At 63.3% G+C, this 12,686-nt stretch carries 15 protein-coding genes; 10 read left to right on the top strand and 5 right to left on the bottom strand.

Features of this window, described 5'->3' with window-relative positions:
- Window positions 1–16 precede the first annotated feature (16 nt).
- Both QA643_RS16470 and QA643_RS16475 read right to left on the bottom strand, forming a co-directional pair.
- Complete coding sequence (locus QA643_RS16470) at window positions 17–850, bottom strand: class I SAM-dependent methyltransferase (protein ID WP_283034148.1); 834 nt, start codon at window positions 848–850, stop codon at window positions 17–19.
- 145 nt (window positions 851–995) lie between these two features.
- A complete protein-coding gene (locus tag QA643_RS16475; protein WP_283034149.1) occupies window positions 996–1,595 on the bottom strand; it encodes a TetR/AcrR family transcriptional regulator in 600 nt (199 codons plus the stop codon).
- Window positions 1,596–1,764: 169 nt separating this feature from the next.
- Here QA643_RS16475 and QA643_RS16480 point away from each other — a divergent pair, with 169 nt between their 5' ends.
- Window positions 1,765–2,142, top strand: coding sequence for a tautomerase family protein (locus QA643_RS16480; protein WP_283034150.1), 378 nt, complete (start codon window positions 1,765–1,767; stop codon window positions 2,140–2,142).
- A gap of 148 nt (window positions 2,143–2,290) precedes the next feature.
- On the opposite strand, the gene QA643_RS16485 is transcribed toward QA643_RS16480, so the two are convergent.
- Window positions 2,291–3,232: an alpha/beta hydrolase gene (locus tag QA643_RS16485; RefSeq protein WP_283034151.1), complete on the bottom strand. Its 942-nt coding sequence runs from the start codon at window positions 3,230–3,232 to the stop codon at window positions 2,291–2,293.
- 180 nt (window positions 3,233–3,412) lie between these two features.
- Between QA643_RS16485 and QA643_RS16490 the strand changes: the two genes are divergently transcribed.
- The 9 genes from QA643_RS16490 to QA643_RS16530 all read left to right on the top strand — a co-directional run bounded on the left by QA643_RS16490 (window position 3,413) and on the right by QA643_RS16530 (window position 11,075).
- A complete protein-coding gene (locus tag QA643_RS16490) occupies window positions 3,413–3,697 on the top strand; it encodes a type II toxin-antitoxin system RelE/ParE family toxin (protein ID WP_283034825.1) in 285 nt (94 codons plus the stop codon).
- A 12-nt stretch (window positions 3,698–3,709) separates the two neighbouring features.
- Window positions 3,710–4,021, top strand: coding sequence for a HigA family addiction module antitoxin (locus QA643_RS16495; protein WP_283034152.1), 312 nt, complete (start codon window positions 3,710–3,712; stop codon window positions 4,019–4,021).
- Window positions 4,022–4,027: 6 nt separating this feature from the next.
- A complete protein-coding gene (locus tag QA643_RS16500; RefSeq protein WP_283034153.1) occupies window positions 4,028–5,245 on the top strand; it encodes an RluA family pseudouridine synthase in 1,218 nt (405 codons plus the stop codon).
- Between the two features lie 97 nt (window positions 5,246–5,342).
- Window positions 5,343–6,557, top strand: coding sequence for an amidohydrolase family protein (locus tag QA643_RS16505; protein WP_283034154.1), 1,215 nt, complete (start codon window positions 5,343–5,345; stop codon window positions 6,555–6,557).
- A 158-nt stretch (window positions 6,558–6,715) separates the two neighbouring features.
- Window positions 6,716–7,489: an ATP12 family protein gene (locus QA643_RS16510; RefSeq protein ID WP_283034155.1), complete on the top strand. Its 774-nt coding sequence runs from the start codon at window positions 6,716–6,718 to the stop codon at window positions 7,487–7,489.
- Window positions 7,490–7,572: 83 nt separating this feature from the next.
- Window positions 7,573–9,174 (top strand): flagellar hook-length control protein FliK, encoded by a 1,602-nt coding sequence (locus QA643_RS16515; RefSeq protein ID WP_283034156.1) that lies wholly within the window; start codon window positions 7,573–7,575, stop codon window positions 9,172–9,174.
- Window positions 9,171–9,437, top strand: a complete 267-nt coding sequence (locus QA643_RS16520) for an EscU/YscU/HrcU family type III secretion system export apparatus switch protein (protein ID WP_283034157.1) — start codon at window positions 9,171–9,173, stop codon at window positions 9,435–9,437. Before QA643_RS16515 ends, QA643_RS16520 begins: the two co-directional genes overlap by 4 nt.
- A gap of 160 nt (window positions 9,438–9,597) precedes the next feature.
- Window positions 9,598–10,023: an EF-hand domain-containing protein gene (locus QA643_RS16525; RefSeq protein ID WP_283034158.1), complete on the top strand. Its 426-nt coding sequence runs from the start codon at window positions 9,598–9,600 to the stop codon at window positions 10,021–10,023.
- 239 nt (window positions 10,024–10,262) lie between these two features.
- Entirely contained in the window at window positions 10,263–11,075 is an 813-nt protein-coding gene (locus QA643_RS16530; protein WP_283034159.1) for a penicillin-binding transpeptidase domain-containing protein, read from the top strand.
- 8 nt (window positions 11,076–11,083) lie between these two features.
- Here the strand turns inward: QA643_RS16530 and QA643_RS16535 are convergent, their stop codons facing one another.
- Window positions 11,084–11,572 (bottom strand): hypothetical protein, encoded by a 489-nt coding sequence (locus tag QA643_RS16535; RefSeq protein WP_283034160.1) that lies wholly within the window; start codon window positions 11,570–11,572, stop codon window positions 11,084–11,086.
- A 108-nt stretch (window positions 11,573–11,680) separates the two neighbouring features.
- Window positions 11,681–12,682 carry a dienelactone hydrolase family protein gene (locus QA643_RS16540; RefSeq protein WP_283034161.1) on the bottom strand — a complete coding sequence of 334 codons (1,002 nt, stop codon included), beginning with the start codon at window positions 12,680–12,682 and terminating at the stop codon, window positions 11,681–11,683.
- Window positions 12,683–12,686 lie beyond the last annotated feature (4 nt).

Raw genomic sequence — 12,686 nt, forward strand, 5'->3', positions numbered from 1 at the left:
GTTGCAGTGTCGCCGTCTACTTGTTCGCTACTATCCGGACTCCGCCGAGCTTGCGCTGTTGAACGAGGTCGACAAATCGAATGTAGGACTCGTGAAATGCATCGTGTCCCACGGGTGTTCCGGACTGCCTCGCTTCCTCGCGCAGCCGTTGGTACATGGCGAGCCGTTCTTTGAGTATCGGCCTCCATTCCTCCGTCAAGTCAGTGACCGAAAGCACCGTCAAGCCGACGCCCTCGACCAGGTGCCGGTAGTCCGGAATCGAACGGAGCGGCTGAATTGCCATCCCGTCCCACATCAGTTGCACGTCGGCGGCTGCGAGCGGTTGGTTGGCTACCCAGTCTGTGAAGGCCAATCGGCCGCCAGGCTTCAGAATGCGTCTGGCTTCTGCCAGTGCCTTCTTCACATCCGGGACGTGACAGAATGATTCCTGGCTGACGACCGCATCGACGCTCGCATCGGCCAGCGGAGCGTCCATCACGTTGCCCTCAACGATCCGCGCCGTCTCCTGAAGGCCCACCATTTGGGTCAGCTCTTGCGCGCCTGCAGCGCGCACAGGCGTGAATTCGACACCAGTAACGTCGGCTCCGTATTTGTGTGCGAGATAGCGTACGGTCCCGCCAAGGCCGGCGCAAAAGTCGGCGGCGGCCGTTCCGGGACCGATCTGCGCCGCTCGCGCCAGTTCGTCCGTGGCGTTGAGACCACCATAGTGGTCCTGATCGTGCGCATATAGGTCCTCAGGGCGCAGGTTGTCGAGATGACCGTGGCTTGCGCGCAGTTTGGCGACGATGATATCGCGCGAGATCGGATGACGATTATAGAAATAAAACAATTGCGAGGAGGTGTCGTTCATCAAGCCCGCTCCAAAGTTTCAGATAAACGGCCTGGAGATGACGCCGCTTCGAAGCGCCAATGCCAGATCAATAAATAGATTCCTGTGACCTCAGGCTAAACTCCGAAGATCATATCAAGTCAGAGGAGGGCGATGCTAGGGTCCGCTAGCGACTATCCTCGCCGAGCACGAGATCGATCGTGTGCCCGGCGATCTTGCGCAACTGGGCCTCGTCGCCGAATGCGCGTTCGAGCACGGCTAGGCCGCGCGTAACCGTCGCGATGTGGAGCGCCGCCGTCGCGGGCACCCCGCTAAACTCGCCGCGCTTTTTGCCCTCAGCAAAAGCTTCCTCGATGAGACTGGTGGCGCGCGCCACCAGATCCGCAAAAGCCTGGCGCGCATTCTCATCCAGCCCTTCACCGTCACCCGATGCGAGCTCCATCAGCCCGCGCGTGGTCGGACATCCGCGGGGCGGGGAGCCGGAACGAAAATTCTTGATCGTGACGTCGAAGAATGCCGTGAGCCGCTCGCGCAACGTACCCGAGCCGAGCGCCTTTTGCAGCGTGGCGAGATATTTTCTCGCGTAACGCTCATAGGCGCAGAGAAACAGCGCCTCCTTGCTGCCGAAGGCATTGTAAAGACTGCCGCGCTGGACGCCCGCGTCGCGCGCGATGTCCGACAACGACGTGCCGCGCACGCCCTTGCGCCAGAACTGCTCAAACGCGATCCGCAGGACGTCGTCATGGTCAAACTCGCGCGGCCTCAAATCTAGCTCCTTTGTCTCAACGTGCGGGTGCCTTTGCTGCCAGATAGTATTTGACGCGTCGTCAACAATGTGTTTTTGATATCGTGTCAAAAACTACTGATAGTTCATTTCGCCCATGAAGTGAACCACCCGCGCCGGGATCGCCGCGCGGGATGCGAAAGGATTTGCGATGCCTCTCATTCACATCTCGCTACGCGCCGGCAAGCCGGAGGCCTACCGGCAGGCAATCTTCGACAGCCTCTACCGCGCGATGCGCGAGGCGCTCCACGTGCCCGAAGACGATCAGTTCATGACCATCACCGAGCACGATGCGGCGAACTTCCGCTATGGCAATGCCTTCGGCATCAAGCGTAGCGACGATCTCGTCTACATCCAGATCACCGTGTTCGACGCGCGTACATCAGAGCAGAAACACGCGCTGTTCCAGCGGATCGCGCAACTGCTCGGCGACCGTCCCGGCATCCGGCCGGAGGACATATTCGTGAACATCCTCGCTTCAGCGAAAGAGAACTGGTCCGTAGGCCACGGCCTCGCGCAATTCGCGTGAGGCGGCTTGTCGTCCCCCCGCGCAGGCGGGGGACCCAATACGCCGCGGCTTCTCAATTAATCACGGCTGTCTCTGGAATACTGGGTCACCCGCCCCAGTGCGCAATTGCGCACAAGGCGGGTGACGACGAACGTCGGCCGCCGGCGGTCTACTTCCCCGTCTTCACGAATTCCAGAATCTCGTCGGCAAGACGGCCTTCCACCGCATTGATCGCATACACTTCCGACATATGGCTGTGCTGCTGAAGCATGGTTGCGCGGGCGCAGCCGTTCGGCCCCTTGCAGCTTGCCTGCTTTAGGAGATTGAACTGCTCGACGAAGCGCGGCGGGTCGAGTTCGGCGGCGGCGATCATCAGCGGGATCTTTGTCGCGAGCAGGCCCTGCAGCGAGGAGCGTTCCGCATAGCGCGACGGGTCGGAGCCGAAATAGGCGATCTCGCCGTCGCCCATCGGCGAGGCGCCCATTTCATAAAGTCCCGACACCATCACGGCGCCGGCAAGACCGCCGTCCTGCACCTTGTGGAATTCGGGGTGCGAGACGTAATTCGCGACATGGATCGCGCCGGCCGAGTGCCCCATCAGATAGATGCGCGCGGGATCGCCGCCGCGCTCGCCGATCTTGGCGGCAACCCAGGCCACGATCGCGGCGATATCTTCGGCGCCGGCCGGGTAGGGCGATTGCGGCGCCAGGCGGTAGGTGGCATTGACGCCGACGAAGCCGTTATTGACGGCCCACAGCATGATGTTGTCGTAGAACGGGCTGCCGGGTGTGCGCTTGTTGCCGGCAATAAAACCGCCGCCATGGATGAAGATCAGCACCGGCCGTGCCGATGAACCGGTCTCCTGCGTGAAGACATCGAGCAGATGGCGGTCGGCCTGGCCGTATTGGATGTCCCGCTCGATCTTGATGCCCTGATAGGGTTCCTTCTGCTGCAGCGGTGCGAAGATCGCAGCCGTCTTCGGCGGGTCGATGACGCGGCCGAGTTCGAGCAGTTTCCAGGCGAGATCTTCCGACATCGGGACTTGCTGAGCGGAGGCTGCGCTTGCGAGGAGGGCTGCAACCGCCGTCAATGCGGTTCTCGAAAAGGCCATCGGGGAAACTCCCTTCGTCGTCCGTGTCGGGCGGAACATGGCCGATCTTGGGACGGATTTGTAGTAGTTTCGCTGCGACGATCCGTTGCGTTGCGGACCGTAACGAAAAGCGAGATGAAATGCCCGCGATCGGATATTTACTATTTACGTAACTCGTAAATCCTGTTACCTTGCTTGGCGATGATCGTCAGCTATCGGGACAAGCGCACGGAGCGGTTTGCCTCAGGACGTCACGTCAAGGAGTTCTCCGGCTTCGCGCGACAGGCCGAGATGCGGCTTGATCGACTGGACGCAGCGACCAGCCTGGCTGATTTGGCTGCGCTGCCCGGCAACCGTCTGGAAGCACTCAGAGGCGATCGCGCTGGATTGTATTCGATCCGCATCAATGATCAGTGGCGAATATGCTTTGCCTGGCCGGAAGGATCATCCGGTCCGATAGAGGTAGAGATCGTCGATTATCACTAGGGAAAGACCATAATGCCTCGCTCACCCATTCATCCCGGCGAACATCTCGCTGAAGAGCTGAACGAGCTTGGAATCACCGCTGCGGAACTGTCGCGTCAGATCGACGTGCCGGTAAACCGGATTACCGGCATCATTCACGGTCAGCGCGGCATCACCGCCGACACCGCACTGCGCCTGGGGCACTGGTTTGGCAACAGCCCGCAATTCTGGATGAACCTGCAGCAGCTCTACGAATTGCGTCTTGCTGAAAATGAAGTTGGTGCGGAAATCGCAGCGTTGCCGCGCCGCGCCGGTCGAACGGCGTCGCGCCAGGGCAGGAGCTAGATCGTCATGAGCCGTCGCGTCAAAAGACCTCTCGCGAAATCCCATGCGCCGGGCGATCGTCCCAAGGGGGATCGCCTCAAGGGCGCGCGCCCGTTTCGCGGAGCGCAGAGCGATCGCCCAGCGCCGCATCGTCAGGGCGCTAAATCGCAGCGCTTTGCCGAGCCGCGGCGGGACAAGCCGTCCCATGCACCGGCCGAGCCCGAGGCGGCAAAAGCCGAGCCGCCACCGCTGCCGACAAAAGTCCAGACGGTCGTCGTCACACCGGACGAAAACAACATGCGCGTCGACCGCTTCCTCGAGGCGCGCTTCCCCGGCCTGTCGTTCTCCCACATCCAGCGCATCGTCCGGAAGGGCGAGCTGCGCGTCAACGGCAAGCGCGCCGACAGCAAGGACCGGCTGGAGGAAGGCCAGAGCGTGCGCATTCCGCCGCTGCGGCTTGACGCGCCGAGGGGCGCGGGCCCGCTCTCGGAGGCCGCAACCAAGACGCTGCAGGCGCTGAAGGAGATGACGATTTACGAGGACGCCGACGTTCTCGTCTTGAACAAGCCTGCCGGGCTCGCCGTCCAGGGTGGCTCGGGCATCACGCGCAATGTCGACCAGATGCTGGAGGTAATGCGCGATGCCAAGGGGCAGAAGCCGCGGCTGGTGCACCGGCTGGATCGCGAGACATCCGGCTGCCTTCTGATCGCAAAGACCCGCTTTGCCGCCACCGCGCTGACCGGTTCGTTCCGCCACCGCTCGGCGCGAAAAATCTACTGGGCGCTGGTCGCCGGTGTGCCGAAGCCGAAGCAGGGTCGCATCTCGACCTACCTCGCCAAGGAAGAGAGCGAAGAAGACAGCATCATGCGGATCGCCAGGCATGGCGAGGAGGGTGCCAGCCACGCGGTGACTTATTATGCCGTGGTCGAGACCTCGGCGCAAAAACTGGCCTGGGTGTCGCTGAAGCCGGTCACCGGGCGCACCCATCAATTGCGTGCCCACATGGCGCATATCGACCACGCCATCATCGGCGACCCCAAATATTTCAACAAGGAGAACTGGGATCTGCCGGGCGGCCTGCAAAACCGGCTGCATCTGCTTGCGCGCCGGCTGGTGATTCCGCACCCGCGCGGCGGCGTGATCGACGTCAGCGCGCCACTGCCGCCGCACATGCTGCAATCCTGGAATCTGCTCGGGCTCGAGGCCGACCGCTTCGATCCGATCGAGAACGCGCCGGAGGAATAGGACCGCCTTCATCGTTGGCGTGCAGCAATATCGATCAAAGCGGCGTCGCGCGGTTCCGCTAGTCTGCGCGATGCAGCTGTTCGGAAAGGCTTTGCTCATGACCCGCCATTGGCTCGGCGCGGCGCTTCTCGCCTGTGTTCTTGTTATCTCGACGGGCGCGGAAGCCCAAACGCTGGTCCTGAACGGAGGCAGCGTCTACGCCTCGCCAGAAGCCGCGCCGATCTCCAACGCCGTCATCGTGACATCGGCGGGCGTCATCACGGCCGTCGGACGAGCCGGTGAGATTCAGGTTCCGCCCGACGCGCGTGTGATCGACTGCACCGGCAAGACCGTCGTCGCCGGCTTCTGGAACAGCCACGTCCATTTCACCGAAGCCGTGTGGCGGAACGCCAGCAGCGCGCCGGCGGCGCCGCTTACGGCGCACATGCAGGCAATGCTGACGCGCTGGGGTTTTACCACCGTCTGGGACATCGGCTCCAACACCGACGACTCGCTGGCGCTGCGCCGCCGCGTCCATGCGGACGAAATCCCCGGTCCCAACATTTTTCTTGCCGGCAACATTTTTCCCAAAGACGGCCATCCGGCCTATCTGCCGGCCAGCGTTCAGCTACCCGAGGCGGCGACGCCGGAGCAGGCGGCGGAAATGGCGCGGAACTACCTGCGGATGGGCCTCGACGGCATCAAGCTGTTCACCGGATCCTACAAGGGCGAAGACAAGCCTGTCGTGAACATGGACGCGGCCATTGCCAAGGCCGCGGTCGATGTCGCGCATGTGCAGGGCAAACCGGTATTCGCGCATCCGCAGAACACAGCCGGTATCGAGGTCGTGATTGCCGCAGGCGTCGACGTGATGGCACACACGGTTGCGAGGCAGCCGGGCTATCCTGCCGAGCAACTCGCGCGCTTCAAACAGCAGGGGATCGCGCTGACCCCGACATTGTCGCTGTTTGCAAAACTGCCCGTGCCGCCCGAGATCGCCGCGCGCATCGTCGACAACATTGTCGGCCAGCTCAGGAGCTTTTCGGAAAACGGCAGCACGGTGCTGTTCGGCACTGATGTCGGCTACATCCAGCTCTACGACACCACGCTGGAATACAAACTAATGCGCCGGGCGCTGTCGGAGCGGCAGGTGCTGGCGTCGCTGACGACCAACCCGGCGAGCTATTTCAAGGCGGCGAAGAAGGGGCGGATCGAGAAGGAGTTCGATGCCGATCTCGTCGTGCTCGACGGCGATCCGATCGCCGATGTCCGGAACCTCGCCAAAGTCGCCACCACGATCCGGGCCGGCAAGGTGATCTATCAGAAGCCCTGAGGCATCACCCCCAAATCAAGACCCCAAGTCGAGGGAACCTAGCCAAACCAATCTCACGATTGATCGTTGCAACGGCCTCATCAGCTTTATTTGCGTCCACCGTTATCGTATTGTCAGCGCTGAATTTTCCCTCGATATTGGCAAGCTGAAATCACGACATGCGTGAATTATTCGATGAAGTCGCCGGACAGTCGCCGCTCGACCCGCAGGAGGCGGTGCGTCGCGCCACGCGCGCGCCGCAGCGCAAGCGGTTCTACAAAGAGGCTGATATCGCTGAGGCCGATGGCGGCTTTGCCGTGACGCTGGATGGCAGGCCGATCCGCACGCCGTCCGGCCGCCAGGTCGTTGCGCCGACCAGTAGCATTGCCGAAGCAATCGCGGCCGAATGGAACGCGCAGGGCGAGACCATCGATCCCCTGACCATGCCGCTGACGCGTTTTGCCAACTCGGTCGGCGAGGTCACCGATCGCGTCGATGCCGTGGCCGACGATGTCGAAAAATATCTCGGCACCGATCTGCTGTTCTACCGCGCCGGCCATCCCGAGGCGCTGGTCGCCCGCGAGGCCGCCTATTGGGATCCGGTGCTGGCCTGGGCCGCAAGCCAACTCGGCGCCCACTTCATCCTGTCCGAGGGGATCGTGCATGTGACGCAGCCGGAGCAGGCGATCAAGGCCGCGCGGAGTGTCTTCCCGGCCGACCCTTGGTCGGTGGCGGCACTGCACGTGGTGACGACGGTGACGGGCTCGGCCTTGTTGGCGCTGGCGCTATTTCGTGGCGCCATGGACTCCGACGAGGTCTGGGCGGCCGCTCATGTCGACGATGACTGGAACGTCGAGAAATGGGGCGTCGACGAGGAGGTCGCCGCCCGCCGGGCGGCCAGATTCATCGATTTCCGGGCTGCGGTGACCATTTTGGACGCCCTGAAGGCCTGATCGCCCCGGGCCGGTTCGAGCCGGTTAAGGAGAGGTTTACGGCGCCGGGTTAGCCTTCCTGACCCTGGCCGAGACCTCAAACTATGGCGATTTCGATCAATCCCGTTTTGCCGGTGCTGGCGGCCCAAGAGGCCGGCAGCATTGCGCCCGAGCTCGTGCTGCAGCCGGGCAGCGTCGTCAACGCCCAGGTCCTGAAAGTGCTGTCTGCCGATCTGGTGCGGATTGCGATCGCCAGCCTCTCAATCGATGTCGCTACCGAAATTCCGCTGCAGCAGGGCCAGAGCCTGCAGCTTGCGGTCACGCAAACCAAGGACGGCATTCGCCTCGCGGTGGTCGGGCAGGGCGGCGATGCGCACGATGCGGTCACGCTGTCGCCCGACGCGCTGGCCGATCTCCCCGTCAATCAGCCGGCCGTTGCGGCCCCGAAGATCGTGCTGACGCCGGCGGAGCGCGCCGCCGTCTTCGCCGCGGCGCAGGCTGCCGTCAGCGAACAGGACAGCCTGGCCCCCTTGTTTGCCAATCTCGGCGCCGCCGTCTCCTCCAGCAGCCTGCCACCAAAACTGCGCGAGGCGATCGCGCAGGTGCTGGCGCAACAAACCAGTCTCGATCAGAACCTCGACGGCGGCGACATCAAGACGGCGTTCCAGAAGTCCGGAATTTTTCTCGAGGCGTCGCTCGCGGCGGGGACGGTCCCGCAGAATGGCGTGCCCGATCTGAAGGCCGCGCTGATCGTGCTGCGCCAGACGCTGCAGTCGGCGCTCGGGCTCAATGCGACGCCGGCATCGCCCGCCGTACCGGCAGCGCCAACCGGGGCGCATCCAACCGCACAGCCCCAGGCGCTGCCCCAGGTCTCCACCGCGACTTCTGCGCCGCCTTTGGCGCCTAACATCGACGCGTCGGAAATTCTGCCGCCACAGGCGCGATTGCCCGCCGGAGACGCGCTGGCGCCGCAGGCCGCGAGAGGCGCCCTGGCGCCGGGTGCCGAACATTCGGCAGGGGCGACGCTGAACCTGCTGCGGGAAGCGCTGCATGAACTCGGCATTCCCATGCGGACAGCCGCTGCCGTGCCGCGGGACATGCGCGGTGGCGATGTGACCTTCCAGACCAACACACCGCCGCCACCGGTCCGTGGCGCGCCGCCGGCCGTGCAGCCGATCGCTACCCCGACACTTCAGCCGCAAGCGCCGCTCGAAGCGACCGCGCATCATCTGCTCGACGATACCGATGCCGCGATTGCACGGCAGACCTTGCTGCAGGTCGCATCCCTCCCGGACCGCGTCGACACATCCTCGCCTCGGCTGGACGCAACGGCGCCGCGCTGGCATTTCGAAATCCCGTTCGCAACGCCGCAAGGCACGGCGATGGCGCAGTTCGAGATCTCGCGCGACGGCGGCCACGAGGACGTCGAGGCGGCCAAACGGGTCTGGCGCGCGCGCTTTTCGCTCGACGTCGAGCCGGCAGGGCCGGTGCACGCGCTGATCTCGCTCAGCGGCGACAAGACATCGGTGCGGCTCTGGGCGGAACGGCCAGCAACGGCAGAACAGTTGCGCGCGGGATCGTCTCAGCTCAGCCAGGCGCTCAGCCGCGCCGAATTGCAACCCGGCGATATCGTGATCCGCGACGGCGCGCCGCCGCAGGCCGCGCCTGCCGCGCGTGCCGGCCATTTCCTGGACCGCGCGCTATGAGTGTCGACACCAAGAACAAGCTTGCGGTCGCGCTGCATTACGACAAGACGGGTGCGCCGCGCGTCGTCGCCAAGGGCAAGGGCACGATCGGCGCCAGGATCGTCGATCTCGCCAAGGAGCATGACATTCCGATCGAGGAGAACGAGGTGCTGGCGGCCGCGCTGTCGCATGTCGAGATCGGCGACGAAATTCCTCCCGAGCTCTACAAGGCGGTCGCCGAAGTCCTGATCTTCGTGCTGCGGCTGTCGGGGCGGATCCGCTAGGCCTGTACCCAAAAGAGCGATGTCGGATTCCGAGGACCGGCCGCGCTTTCGGCGAGGCGGTGGCCGTACCATCTCACGGGATTATGACGGAACGTAGCTCGAAAACCTGCATTTACCGTCGCCGAAGCAATCCGCTTTGGCACCAAACGAGGAAACGCCCATGAGGAAAACCGTTCGCGTCGTGGGAGTTACGATATCTGCTCTCGTGCTGGCATATGGCGCCGTCAGCGCGATGGCACAGGCCCAGCCAAGCCAACAGGCTCAACCCCATAGCATGGATCAGCAAGAAGTCGGTACGACGGGGCAAGGTGGTATGGGGCAAGGCGGTATGATGTCTGGAGGCATGATGGGTCGCGGCATGATGGGCCGTGGAATGATGGGTGGCCACATGGGGTCTCCGATGATGTTCCGCATGATGTTCGCTCTGATGGACGATGGCGACGGGCAGATCTCATTGCAGGAGTTTCAAGCGGCCCATGAGAGGATTTTCAAAGCGATGGACAGCAACAAGGACGGCCAAGTGACGATGGAGGAGATGCAAGCCTTCATGCACGGGCAGCCCAGGACATCAGCTTCGCACCAGTAGTGCCGGCTCAGGACGTGGATGCTGTACCTCAGCGGCGTAAGGCTGGTCTGAATGATCATTCGCCTTTTGGCGCCTAGACGACCCTCAGGCGATGCCGCTTTTGCGCTGCTGTTGAGCCTAAAACCAAGCGCTTGATACAGAGGTACACGCCCTGGATCGGTTCCTGCTATTGTCATAGTTTCTCCACGATGCCATCAGCATCGTCGCGCCGTTTCCTCAACCAGCGTCGGACATTCCTCGTGATCAATCGCCGCTATGCGCTCGGTCTTCTTGCCGCGACCCCGCTCATGCCCGCGCGTGCCCTTGCCAACGTCTCCTATCAGCGCAGCGAGTTTCGCGACGATCTCTCCCGGCGCTTCTTCGATCTCGGCACGGTCGGAACCTTCGTGGCCTACAAGGTGGACGACTACCTGATCATCGCCAGCGACAAGGTTCGCTCGGGCGAGGGGAGGCCGCCGGCTTCGACCTTCAAGATTCCGAACTCGGTCATCGCACTCGAGACCGGCGTGGTCGAGGACCCCGACAAGGACGTCTTCAAATGGGATGGCGTGACGCGCAGCATCGAGGCCTGGAACAAGGACCATACACTGCGCTCGGCGATCGCGGTCTCCGCCGTGCCGGTCTATCAGGAAATCGCCCGCCGCATCGGCGCGGAGCGCATGCAGAAATATCTCGACCTGTTCGACTACGGCAACCATGACATCGGCGGCGGCATCGATCAGTTTTGGCTATCAGGCAATCTGCGCATCGATCCGATCCAGCAGATCGATTTCGTCGACCGGCTGCGGCGCGGCGTGCTGCCGATCGGCAAGCGCAGCCAGGAGCTGACGCGCGACATCCTGCCGGTGACGAAAATCAATGATGCCACCATCCGCGCCAAGAGCGGATTGCTCGGCGCGGAGCAGGGATCACTGGGCTGGATGGTCGGCTGGGCCGAGAAGGGCAGCCAGCAGACCGTGTTCGCGATGAACATGGACTGCAAGGAGCCAAGCCACGTCGCGGCGCGCATGACGGTCGTGCAGCAATGCCTCGCCGATCTCGTGGCGATCTGATCCGCCGGTTAGCGCCGGTTCAGCGTGAGCGAGACGGCCGTAATGTTGGCGCCCTGCGGCTGGATCGAGACCGTCTGACGGCCGCCACGCGTGGTCAATGACAGGTTGGCCGAGAAGCTGTCGCCTCTGGCCGCCGCCTCGACATGATCACCGGACGCCCGTCCGGAAAGCGTCCCGGAGGCGTTGCGGCTTGCTTCGCTCCATGATCCCGAGATCGCACCGCCGCGATATTCGACCTCGCTTGCGAGATCGAAATTGTAGCTCGGGCTGGCGCATCTCAGATTGAGCCGGAGCTGCTCGCCGCTGCCGGCGACATCATATGCCGCGCGGCAACGCAATTCTTCGCGCTGTCCGTCGCTGGTGCTGAGCACGCCGCCGCCGGACCATGAACCCGCCATGGCGAGGAAAGGCGAGGCCGGCACGGCCAGCGCGACGCCGCTGGGCAGGCTGAGCGACGCCAGGAGCAGCGCTGTTCGCGTGAGATTGGATCGATACATCGGATGGCCTCCGTTTCGGTTTGGGCAATCAACGTCCCAAGCCATCCGCGGCTCTATGGTTCCACTGCCGCCACACGTTTGTGAAGCAAGGTTCCGCCTGCAGACGAATTAGCCGAGCTTGAGCAGCGCCTGCAAAAATTCGCTCACCGCCTTCTGCGCTTCCTTTGCTGTGGCCGGATTGCCGCCGACATGCGGGTTGAGCGCGATGCATTCATCCTTGTAGGTGAAGGGCGCTTTCGTATCATCGTTCATCAACACGCCGCCTTCGCCTTCCCGGATGCGGCAGTTGCGCGCCGACTGCGCGTTGGCTGAGATGGCGACGGTGCTGACGCCGAGCAGGCCGGAATCGAAGCCATGTGCGGAATCCGGATATTCGGTCAGCGCGACATCGCGATTGGCTTCCTGCAGGCGGGCGAGATAGGCCTTGCAGGTGGCGACCGGGTTATAGTCGTCGGGTGTGCCGTGAAAGATCCGGATCGGCCGTGCGACGGTCTCGGTGTCGGTGGCGTAGGTGGTCGAGCAATCCGGATAGAACGGAATGTAAGCGGCGAACTGCGCGCCTGATCTGTTCCACGTCTTGTGGAAGCGTTCGAGGCTGGCATAGAGCGCGGCCTGTCCGCCGCGCGAAAATCCCATCAGCACGATGCGATCGGCGTCGACGCGCGGATGTTTGGCGAGGATTTCCAGCGCGCGATAGATGTCGATGATGAAATTGAGCCGGCCGAGCAGGGCCTGATTGGGGCCGACTGCCGTGAGCCCGCGGCCGCTGAAGCCGTCGATCACAAAGGTCGAGACTCCCATCGCATTGAAGTGGCGCACCCAAGGATCCATTCCGGCGCCGACGCCGCTGGAGCCATGCATCAGCACGATCGCGGGGAGCCTGCCCGTTCCTTGCGCGATGCGGAATTCGCCGGCAACGGTGACCTGCTTGCCGCTGGCATCGCCGCTCAGAAACTGCTGATCGGAAATCGTCAGCGAAGGGATCGCGTAGATCTCGGTGCGAACAGCAACGTCCTTCGGCAAGGATTGCGCCGACGTTTCGATGCAGGTGACCAACAATCCCGTGCAGAACGCCGCAGCCGCAGCGGTGAAGCGCCAGTTCGCCAGCATAAAG

The sequence above is a fragment of the Bradyrhizobium sp. CB3481 genome, from assembly GCF_029714305.1.
Taxonomy (GTDB): Bacteria; Pseudomonadota; Alphaproteobacteria; order Rhizobiales; family Xanthobacteraceae; genus Bradyrhizobium.

Coding starts and splice junctions, on each gene's coding strand:
- QA643_RS16525 (WP_283034158.1), top strand. CDS start 9,598: ATGAGGAAAACCGTTCGCGTCGTGGGAGTTACGATATCTGCTCTCGTG.
- QA643_RS16500 (WP_283034153.1), top strand. CDS start 4,028: ATGAGCCGTCGCGTCAAAAGACCTCTCGCGAAATCCCATGCGCCGGGC.
- QA643_RS16515 (WP_283034156.1), top strand. CDS start 7,573: ATGGCGATTTCGATCAATCCCGTTTTGCCGGTGCTGGCGGCCCAAGAG.
- QA643_RS16485 (WP_283034151.1), bottom strand. CDS start 3,232: ATGGCCTTTTCGAGAACCGCATTGACGGCGGTTGCAGCCCTCCTCGCA.
- QA643_RS16490 (WP_283034825.1), top strand. CDS start 3,413: ATGATCGTCAGCTATCGGGACAAGCGCACGGAGCGGTTTGCCTCAGGA.
- QA643_RS16480 (WP_283034150.1), top strand. CDS start 1,765: ATGCCTCTCATTCACATCTCGCTACGCGCCGGCAAGCCGGAGGCCTAC.
- QA643_RS16535 (WP_283034160.1), bottom strand. CDS start 11,572: ATGTATCGATCCAATCTCACGCGAACAGCGCTGCTCCTGGCGTCGCTC.
- QA643_RS16470 (WP_283034148.1), bottom strand. CDS start 850: ATGAACGACACCTCCTCGCAATTGTTTTATTTCTATAATCGTCATCCG.
- QA643_RS16510 (WP_283034155.1), top strand. CDS start 6,716: ATGCGTGAATTATTCGATGAAGTCGCCGGACAGTCGCCGCTCGACCCG.
- QA643_RS16540 (WP_283034161.1), bottom strand. CDS start 12,682: ATGCTGGCGAACTGGCGCTTCACCGCTGCGGCTGCGGCGTTCTGCACG.
- QA643_RS16495 (WP_283034152.1), top strand. CDS start 3,710: ATGCCTCGCTCACCCATTCATCCCGGCGAACATCTCGCTGAAGAGCTG.
- QA643_RS16520 (WP_283034157.1), top strand. CDS start 9,171: ATGAGTGTCGACACCAAGAACAAGCTTGCGGTCGCGCTGCATTACGAC.
- QA643_RS16505 (WP_283034154.1), top strand. CDS start 5,343: ATGACCCGCCATTGGCTCGGCGCGGCGCTTCTCGCCTGTGTTCTTGTT.